Origin of the sequence: Haliscomenobacter sp., assembly GCF_040403615.1 — a bacterium.
Taxonomy (GTDB): Bacteria; Bacteroidota; Bacteroidia; order Chitinophagales; family Saprospiraceae; genus Haliscomenobacter.
In genome coordinates this window covers 60,209-69,708 of sequence record NZ_JBBAKG010000032.1, presented here as the reverse complement: position 1 = coordinate 69,708, position 9,500 = coordinate 60,209, and the positions used below count along the sequence as shown (strand labels likewise).

General features: G+C 46.4%; 8 protein-coding genes. 4 read left to right on the top strand and 4 right to left on the bottom strand.

Annotated features, from left to right (window positions below; genetic code table 11):
• Positions 1-353 (top strand): hypothetical protein (locus ABW391_RS12455; protein WP_353482200.1); only part of this gene is annotated, 353 nt, incomplete at its 5' end.
• Here the strand turns inward: ABW391_RS12455 and ABW391_RS12450 are convergent.
• Together ABW391_RS12450 and ABW391_RS12445 are read right to left on the bottom strand one after the other, a co-directional pair.
• Positions 340-1,992 (bottom strand): M56 family metallopeptidase, encoded by a 1,653-nt coding sequence (locus ABW391_RS12450; RefSeq protein ID WP_353482199.1) that lies wholly within the window; start codon positions 1,990-1,992, stop codon positions 340-342. The two genes, ABW391_RS12455 and ABW391_RS12450, sit on opposite strands and share 14 nt — an antisense overlap.
• Positions 1,993-2,016: 24 nt before the next feature.
• A complete protein-coding gene (locus ABW391_RS12445; RefSeq protein ID WP_353482198.1) occupies positions 2,017-2,382 on the bottom strand; it encodes a BlaI/MecI/CopY family transcriptional regulator in 366 nt (121 codons plus the stop codon).
• Between the two features lie 104 nt (positions 2,383-2,486).
• Here ABW391_RS12445 and ABW391_RS12440 point away from each other — a divergent pair, with 104 nt between their 5' ends.
• Positions 2,487-3,719, top strand: coding sequence for a BaiN/RdsA family NAD(P)/FAD-dependent oxidoreductase (locus ABW391_RS12440; protein WP_353482197.1), 1,233 nt, complete (start codon positions 2,487-2,489; stop codon positions 3,717-3,719).
• A 38-nt stretch (positions 3,720-3,757) separates the two neighbouring features.
• On the opposite strand, the gene ABW391_RS12435 is transcribed toward ABW391_RS12440, so the two are convergent.
• Together ABW391_RS12435 and ABW391_RS12430 are read right to left on the bottom strand one after the other, a co-directional pair.
• Complete coding sequence (locus ABW391_RS12435; protein ID WP_353482196.1) at positions 3,758-5,311, bottom strand: CotH kinase family protein; 1,554 nt, start codon at positions 5,309-5,311, stop codon at positions 3,758-3,760.
• Between the two features lies 1 nt (position 5,312).
• A complete protein-coding gene (locus tag ABW391_RS12430) occupies positions 5,313-6,938 on the bottom strand; it encodes a CotH kinase family protein (protein ID WP_353482195.1) in 1,626 nt (541 codons plus the stop codon).
• A 234-nt stretch (positions 6,939-7,172) separates the two neighbouring features.
• Between ABW391_RS12430 and ABW391_RS12425 the strand changes: the two genes are divergently transcribed.
• Both ABW391_RS12425 and ABW391_RS12420 read left to right on the top strand, forming a co-directional pair.
• On the top strand, positions 7,173-8,117 hold the full coding sequence (locus ABW391_RS12425; protein WP_353482194.1) for a formylglycine-generating enzyme family protein: 945 nt from the start codon (positions 7,173-7,175) through the stop codon (positions 8,115-8,117).
• A gap of 50 nt (positions 8,118-8,167) precedes the next feature.
• Positions 8,168-9,499, top strand: coding sequence for a Gfo/Idh/MocA family protein (locus tag ABW391_RS12420; protein ID WP_353482193.1), 1,332 nt, complete (start codon positions 8,168-8,170; stop codon positions 9,497-9,499).
• Position 9,500 lies beyond the last annotated feature (1 nt).

The following is a 9,500-nucleotide window of genomic DNA, read 5'->3' as shown; positions in this document are numbered from 1 at the left end:
TAATCCTGACAAGACTGGAAGCGCATTTTTTCAGACAACTTGAACGAATCCGCAATGCAACCCAAGGTATCCAGGTTTTGAAAATATTGCGCGCAATCCAGCACCGTTTCGCCATTGGGGGCTTTTTTTACAACGGCCGTATGCGCGTTTGCGGGCCCTTTGATGGCTTGCAGGTACCAGTTGTAAAAACAGAGGGCTGCTTCGCGGGGAGATTGGTTTTGGGTAAAAGCAGAAGTGCAAAGCACAAAACACAAAAAACTATTTATCAATACCTTGTAGAACATAACACCAAATTGTGTGCCGAAAGAAAAGGAATTCATTTCGGCACACAAGATAGCTTTAATGTCGCTTGATTTCTATTTCAATCGCTCCATCTTCGGCGTCTTTTCCGTATTTTTCAATCGCGGCTTTGCCTTTGATGACATTAATAGACTTGATGTATTTGGGATTCAGGTTTTTGAGAGGTTTACCAGATTTCTCGAAGTTCATGCGGCCCAGGATTTTTCCGTTCTTGATGATCAGCGGAGTGCCTCCCAAATTGCTTTGGCTTATTTGAACCTTTTCTCCTTCACCACTGGAGAAAGTAACGGTGGTTTTTTCTTCAACTTTTGAATCAGTGGTGACGTTGACCTTGATTTCTGAGTTGACATTCGTGTTGACGTTGGTATTGATGTTAACCGTTGTCTCTGGAAGGTTCTTGTTTGCCTTGGTGATGATCTCGATGACCCCTTCACAGGCTTCTTCACCGTATTTGGCTACAGCCGATCCATCTTTGGAGACATTGACGGTTAGTATGTCGGAAGGATTGATTTTGGAGAGTGGTCCAGATCCTTCTTCACCCATCGGGCCAATTTTAACGCCGTCCACGACGACCAGTACTTTGGTGCTGGCTCCTTTAATTTTGAGGCCGTCCTTATTGCTCCCATCTACCGTAACCGTTATAGTTTTTGGCGTGGTATCCCGGGCGAATTCGGACGGATTGATCATTTCCATGCGAACAGTTGTTTTCGAATCCGCTTGCGCAGTTCGTTGACTTTCGGCAATCAATACCGGCGCCTGCTCCATTTCCTTGACTACTTGTCCAATGCTTTGGTTGCTCAGCGGCGAAGGCAAAGCCTGCAAGAAATTGACCGAGAAAAACATCCCCAAACTCAATACCAATGGCAAGCAGAGGGCGTATTGAATCGCTTTCCACTGGGGAGAGCTGTTTTGGGTCATGCGCCGCAGGCGCGCACTCAATTGAGCCGCAAAAGTGTTGTAAGGCATTTGTTCTAGTTTTTGTTTTTGTGAAGCCAAAAGACAGGCATAGTTGTATTTTGAGCCTTGGGCCTCAATGACACCCGCATCGGCAATAAATTCGTGGGTTTCTTGCAAGCGCTGGCGCAAGCGGTAGATGTAGGGATTGAACCAATGGAGGGCAATCCAGATTTCCATCAAAACGACGTCCCAACTGTGGCCTTGCTGCACGTGGATGAGTTCGTGTTGTAAGACCATACTCGGAATGGGTTGATTGTTATTCCAAAATACGTAGTTGAAAAAAGAAGCAGCTTCAGGGATTCGCGCTTGTTGAACCAGGCGCCAGTTGCCCATCGGGGTTATTTTTCCGTGCTTGATCCAGTACCAGATTTTGGAAAAATTCCAGAGGCTTCGTGCTACAACCAATCCTGCACCTGTCAGATACATCATGAGCAGCAAGGTGCCCCAGGACAGCAAATTTGCACTGGGTTGCGGAAACAACAAGCGCAACAACTCCGAAGGAAGCTGCTGGCTTTGCTCCAAAAGCATTACTGCCGCGCCAGGATCAGGCTCAAGTACGACTTCAAACTGGAGATGCGGGATCAACACCGCCAAAAATGGGGTTAGCAACAAATAAAAACGATTGGCCTGGTAAAACGATTCCCGGTGCATCCAGCGCTCGTACACCCAACCAAAGGCCAACAAGCACAAACCTGCGTACAATAGCGTAAAAAATGAAGGTGCAATGAAATTCATCTGCAATTGCTTTTGATCGAAATGTTACTTCGATTCTGATTTTTTGATCTCTTCCAACAGGCGTTCAATTTCTGACAAGTCGGTATTTTCTTCGCGCAGGAAATAACTCAACAATTCGGTGGCTGAGCCAGCAAAGTAGTTTTCTTTCATCTGGGACATGGTGGCTTTGCGGTAAGCTTCCATGCTGATCAAGGGGTAATACCGGTGGGTTTTGCCAAAAGAATCGTGATCCAGCCAGCCTTCTGCTTCCAGTTTGCGCACCAATGAAGAAATGGTGGTCACTGGAAGCTGCGGATCGTCAAGTTCATCCATGATCTCGCGGACAAAGGCTTTGCCCATCCGCCAAATGATCTGCATAATCTGTTCTTCTTTTTCGTTCAATTTCTTCATAGGGCAAATGTATAACTAAATTTTCGTCCTGTCAACTTTAATTTTGATTTACAACGAAATTTTCGTCGTAAATTTTACCAGATCTTTCTTTCTTTTGCATCAGCATGAATAAACTCAACATCCTCATCATCGGCGGCGGAGCTGCCGGCTTCTTTGCTGCCATTCGGGCAGCCGAGTGCAATTCCGATGCACAAGTCATCATTTTAGAGAAAAGCAAAGACGTACTGGGCAAAGTCAAAGTATCGGGTGGTGGCCGTTGCAACCTTACCCATGCCTGCTTTGTACCTCGCGAACTGAGCAAATTTTATCCCCGGGGAGAAAAAGAGTTAATGGGTCCATTCAACCGATTTGCTTGCGGAGATACCATCGAATGGTTTGAAAAACGAGGGGTAAAAACCAAAATCGAAGCCGATGGACGCATGTTCCCCGTCAGCGATGATTCCCAAACCATTGTGGACTGCCTCTGGGCAGCAGCCCGCAAAGCAGGGGTGAATTTATACACCAACACTGCGCTGAAGGCCCTGCATGCCCCCAGCGCAAGCAATCCCAATTGGATCATCGAAACGGCTCAACAAAAGCTTTTTGCCCAACAAGTGATGATTGCCTCGGGAAGTTCGCCCAGCATGTGGCAAATATTGGCCAAACTCGGTCATACCATCATTGAGCCTGTCCCATCTCTATTTACGTTTAACATCAAAGATCCCCGTTTGACGGATCTTTTGGGGATATCCGTTCCACTAGCCGAAGTCAAAGTGGAAGCCAGCAAACTCAGCAGCACTGGCCCTTTGCTGATTACCCATTGGGGCATGAGTGGTCCAGCCATCCTCAAATTGTCGGCCTGGGGTGCGCGCGAGCTGGCAGAGATGCAGTACAAATTTGCCATCCGCATCAATTGGATCATGGCAAAACTGGAGGATACCCGCCAGAATCTGGAAGCGCTCAAGCAAGAAGATGGACGAAAAATGGTTAGCGCCAATACCCAATTTGGCTTGCCCATTCGCCTGTGGAAACGCCTAGTTGCCGCCGCAGAAATTCGCGACGACAAACGCTGGGCAGATTTGAGCAAAAAAGAAATTCAAACCCTGGCCGAAGAATTGACCCAAGGGCGTTTCCAAGTAAATGGGAAAAGTACGTTTAAAGAAGAATTTGTCACCGCTGGCGGCGTAGATTTGAAAGAGGTGGACTTTAAAACGTTCGGCAGCAAGCTTTTTCCGGGGTTGTTCTTTGCTGGCGAGGTGCTCAACATCGATGCCATCACCGGAGGGTTTAATTTTCAGGCCGCCTGGACGGGCGGATGGATTGCAGGGGAAGCGATGGCAAAAGGTACTCAACAATAGATCGTCACCCAAATCTATTCAGGTGACGATCCATTTATTTACAACACTTTGTACAATTCCATTCCTGCCTTAACCGGTGAAATGGCCACGGAGCGATCCGCTTCGGCTACCACATAATACTGAATGCCCGCATCCAGATCCAGTTCGTATTGGCCTTCAGCAATCTTGTTGGCGGCCTGTTCTCTGAACACGCCTACCCCTCCTTTGCGCCAGAAGACCCAAACCTGTTGGGCTCCAGTAGCCTGGATGGAAATCTTGACTTTAGTGCCGGTTTTCTGGTGTTGAACTTTGGCAATGCTGGCTTCTTCCACAAAAAGATAAGGAACAGCTTTCAGCACATCGCGGCGTCCGTCCATCAAGGGTTGAATTCCAGGAACTACCTCGCCACTGGCATCTACCGATTCGGTTAGAGAGGCGGCAAAAGCTTTTTCCGGGTACAATTTGTACTTGTCTTCCTTCACGTGTGGGGCGATAAAAGCTTGCCATTCTTTGGCCCGCTGGAGGTACAATCCACTTTCGAGGTAATCCCGGTAAATGGTGCGACAATGCGCCAGGTACATTTTGCGGTAAAGATTATTGGCCAAAAGTTTGATCACCAAGGGGCGCTTTTCATTCAATTCCTTGTAATGCACGAAGAGGTGCAAGTTTTTCATCTCATCATTGGTCAGGCGTTTGGCGCCACCCATTAAGCGAAATCCGCCAAATGCCAGGTTCAAATCCCAGATCAGCGGATGAAAACTGCCAATGGAATCCTGATAGAGGTAATAATTCTGCGAAAATGCCCCGATGTAACTGTCTAAATTGAGCATTACATTGTTGAAGGCCAAGAGCCACAGGGCTTGATCCACATCCATCAGCTTGGGTACATCATTGGCAGAACGCTCCAGGGTGCGGGTCAATTTGATTAAACCCTGAGCGGCTTGTGGCGAATTGAATTCGTACAAATACTTGTAACACAGGGTGTCTTCTCCCAAATAATTGAGTGAACACTTGTCACTCTCCGGGCATTTGGGCGGTTTGGACATGGCCCAATTGGGATCCGCTTTGATGGTTGAACCATCGTGGTCACCAAAGAAGCGATCCAAAAATACCCCTTCGATCGATTCGGTATTGGTGTATACCCCCAATAATTCATCATTGACGTATACCTTGGCAAAATTGGCTTTCGGAGCAGGCATGTAATTGCGGGCCATCTCGTAAGCCAATATTTCCCGGATGAAACTTGGATCTCTAAACCCGTTGGAAAGCTTCAAAGTCGTATATCCACCTGGCAGCTTTTTGGCTTTATCCGTAAAATTGACTTTAATGTTGAGTGGCAATTTGATCTGGCCACTCTTGCGCACATTGGCATAAGAGCTATTGCCTTTGTACCGTACGCCAACTCCTGGGTATTTCACCCCATTTAAAACCATATCAGCAGCCAAACGCAGTTCTAACTTGGAATCCTTCAAAGAATCCATTGTGGCCTTCCATTTTGGATTTTTGAAGTAAATTTTGATTTCCGTCAGCTTTTTTGGATCATAGATGTCTTGCGCCTGCATGAAAAGGGGCATCAAAGCGATCAGGACAATCAAGGTAGAAATGTACTTCATATTATTTGTTGATTTCTTCCAGTGTAGCGGCATGCCGCTCGAACATATAGCGTTCGGGAGAATAAGAAATGGCTTTAATGTTCTCAGCCTGAATGTAGTACTCAATGCGATTGTTGCCTGCACCAGCCTTGATGCTAACGCCATATGTTGCGTCGTTGGCCTTTTCGTCATTGTGCTGACCATCGTCATTCATGGCTACCGCTTTGAAGGCATCGCGGTTATTGTGGCGGTAAAAAACCTTCACTTTGCTGGCAAATTCCGTGATCTTGATGCTGATTTGAAATTCATCCAGAGCGGCTGCGGCATACTTGTCGCGGTGTTTGACTTTGACCTCGGTCACTGCTGGCGGCAATACCGCCAGGGTAGCATGGCGCTTGAGGTTGCGTACACGCTCGTTCATCAATTCTACAATGCCGGGTATTTGAGTAACTCGACCAATGGTAGCAATCAAACTGCGGTCAAAATCTGTATTGGAATACGCCTTATTGGCATCCACCGCCAAGGCAGGTTTGATCATTTCTTGCAATTGCTTGGCTCGGGTTTCGTAAGCTCCGGTCAGCAATTCTGAAAACAAAATCAAACGCAAATGAGACAAATAAACTTTAGCATAAAGTTCATTGGACAACAGCTTGTTCAACAAGGGCTTCAGCGTATTGTCTGCGTTGAGCAACGGATCCATTTGTTGCAATTGCAGCAAAGTGAGATCAGAACCTTTGCCCGTGTTTTTATAAGAACCAAAAGTAAAATTGAAATCCCCGACCAGTGGAGTAAAACGGCCATCGGCGTCTTTGTAAAAGTAGTAACCCGTACTTTTGCCACCACTGTAACTGTATAAATTCACCAACACATTATTGAAAGCCAACATCCACAACGTGCGGTCTACATCCAAAACCGATTCAATTTGAGCAGAATTTTGGTTCAGCACCTTCGAAAACTCCAACAGTTCGCGGTATCCATTGCCTTGTACAACTTGAAAATTGTCCGCATAACAGGATTCGGTTTTTTCCAGTTGCAGAGTCCCAAATCCACCATTCAAACATCCAGCTTTGACCACCGAATCCTTGCGCATTGCTGGACAATAATAAAATGTACCATTGCTGGCCTGAAAATACCGTTCAAAAAAAGGCGCTTCGAAAGGTTCCATATTGACCATCAAACCGTAATATTTTCCATTCACGGTCAAATTGGCGTAATTGGCTTTGGGCGCAGGCATAAATTTGCGGGCAATCTCGGTAGACAATATTTCCCGCACCAAACTTGGATCCCGCAATGCACTTGATAAACGGATGGTTCGGTAACCTTGCAATTGCTGGCTGCCGGAGACATAATCCAATTGGATATGTAAATTATTGCGTTGGTTTCCTGGCTGAAAACCTCCGCTTTCTCGGATGCGAACCCCAACCTGTCCAAGCACAGTTCCATTTATTTTCAAATCTGCCTTAAGGAGTCCGTCTCCATTGTAGCGCATTGAATCCATCAGGAAGCGCCAGTTGTCGGATTTGAAGGTAAGTTGAAGTTCCTGGATAGACTGTGGATCGAAAAAATCCTTGTTGTTTCCAGATTGGGCCTTCAGTTGGGTAAGCCCGCTTACTGCAACTATCAAGAGAAAGGTAAAGATTTTGTTCATGATGGCTAAAAGATCAAATTCCTTGCAATATTAGCAAAATAAATTTATGAAGCATGATTTCAGCATTACTAACGCATTAACGCCAAAAAATTGGAAAGTCGTTAAGGAAATTGCAGAGAATTTTGCGAAGCACAAAAAAATAACCTTTGGCATATAAGGTTATTTTGTGTTTTTTATCCAATTTTAGCACCTCATTCAAACTTTTATCTACAGTAAATACTATCCTTACTCCACATGAAAAAATATTTCCTTGTTGCTGCGGCTATATTCTTGTTTTCTGCATTAAATGCACAAATCCCTGGCGAATCAAACAAAGTGAGCATCCCCGGAGGAAAAACCGATTTCAGCCTCTCGTTTATTCCAGCGGGGCAATTGGCCATGCAATCACCTGATGGCAAAAGCCTGAACATTCAATTGGATGCCTTTTGGATCGGGACCAAAGAAGTGACCTATGATGAATTCATCCAGTTTCAGTACCGCAAAAACGACAACAACAGCAGCAACTGGAAAGATGGAATATACAGCGCAGATGCCATCACCCGACCTACGCCGCAGTACATGGATTACACCTGGGGCATGGGTACGCTGGATGGGGTTCCGGCAGTAGCCATGACTCAGCAGGGAGCGCTGAGGTTTTGTTATTGGTTGTATCAAAAAACCGGACAATTTTATCGCTTACCCACCGAAGCGGAATGGGAATATGCTTGTCGGGCAGGTTCCAGTGGGCCATTGCCTGCTAACGTGACCGAAACCAACCTGGGAGATTACGCCTGGTACTACGACAACAGCACCGAAAAATACCACCCTACCAGCAAGAAAAAACCCAATGCCTGGGGACTTTTCGACATGCTGGGCAATGTATCGGAATGGACTTCTGACAACTACATCGACGATTACTTTGCTCAAACCAGCGCCAATCCCAATAATCCCTGGTACAAACCCAATGCCAAGCACTCTCGCACGGTAAAAGGCGGCTCTTTTGACGACAATCCCGAAGATTGCAATTGCGCCAAAAGGATCAAATCGCTGCCCACCTGGCAAAAACGCGATCCTCAAATTCCGAGAAGCCGTTGGTGGAATACCGATTCTTCTTTTTTAGGATTTCGGGTTGTCCGTCCTATCAAACAACCTTCTACCACAGAAATTGAAGCTTATTTTCAAGCGGCTATTGTAGATTAGGTTGAATCTTTAGTTAACTTTACCTAAACAAACATCAATCGCTACATCATATGAGCACAAAAAACAAAAAGACAAATTTCGATCGCCGGAGTTTTGTAAAAACATCTGCAGCGGTCACTGGGGGCCTTCTCTTGATACCTGAACTCATTGCCGCCAAGGGTTTCAACGGTACTGCTGATGCCATCAAAATTGGATTGATTGGTTGCGGTGGCCGCGGTACAGGAGCAGCGGTACAAGCACTTTCTACTACTCAAAATGTGAAGTTGGTGGCCATGGCCGATGCATTTGCCGATCGCCTGGACAACAGCTACAAGCAGATTGAAAAAGAAATGCAGGCCAATCTGAAAATGTCCAGACTGGATGTACCCAAAGACCACCAGTTTGTAGGTTTGGATGCCTATAAAAAGGTATTGCCCCTTTGTGACGTGGTCATCCTGGCTACTCCTCCTGGATTTCGTCCCGACCATTTCACTGCTGCAGTAGCAGCCGGCAAGCAAATTTTTATGGAAAAGCCAGTCGCCACCGACGGCCCCGGCATCCGCAAAGTTTTGGCTGCTGCCGAAATTGCCAAGCAGAAAAAACTGAACGTAGTAGTAGGACTACAGCGCCACTACGAAATCATGTACCAAAACTGGGTGGAAAAAATCCACGCAGGAGCCATTGGCGACATCGTTTCGGGCAATGTATACTGGAACAATGCCGGAGTTTGGGTAAACAAACGCCAGGAGAAACAAACCGAAATGGAGTACCAAATGCGCAACTGGTACTACTTCAACTGGTTGTGTGGTGACCACATCGTAGAGCAACACATCCACAACATCGACGTGGCCAACTGGGTGAAAAAAGGATACCCCATCAAAGCTTCTGGTATGGGTGGCCGCCAGGTACGCACTGGCAAGGAATATGGTGAAATCTTTGACCACCATGCTGTTGAATTCGAATATGCAGATGGTACCATCATCAGCAGCCAGTGCCGCCATATGCCCGGCACACCAGATAAGGTAACCGAGGCATTTGTAGGCACCAATGGACGCGCTCCAAAGCCAGGTTTGCTGATTGACAAAACCGGCAAGAACATCCTCCGCCACAATGGCAAAGATGATCCAAACCCTTACCAGGTGGAGCACGACATGCTTTTTGAAGCGATTGCCAAAGGCGAATACAAATACGCCGATGCTGAAAACGGTGCAAAATCAACACTTACTGCCATTATGGGCCGCATGTCGACCTACTCTGGTCAAGTAATCGAATGGGAAAAAGCCCTCAATTCCAACGTCAGCTTGTTTCCGGAAAAATTGGATTGGAACGCCATGCCAAAGGTTCTTCCTGACAAAGATGGTTTTTACCCCATCGCTGTTCCTGGCAAATCCGAAGTAATCTAGT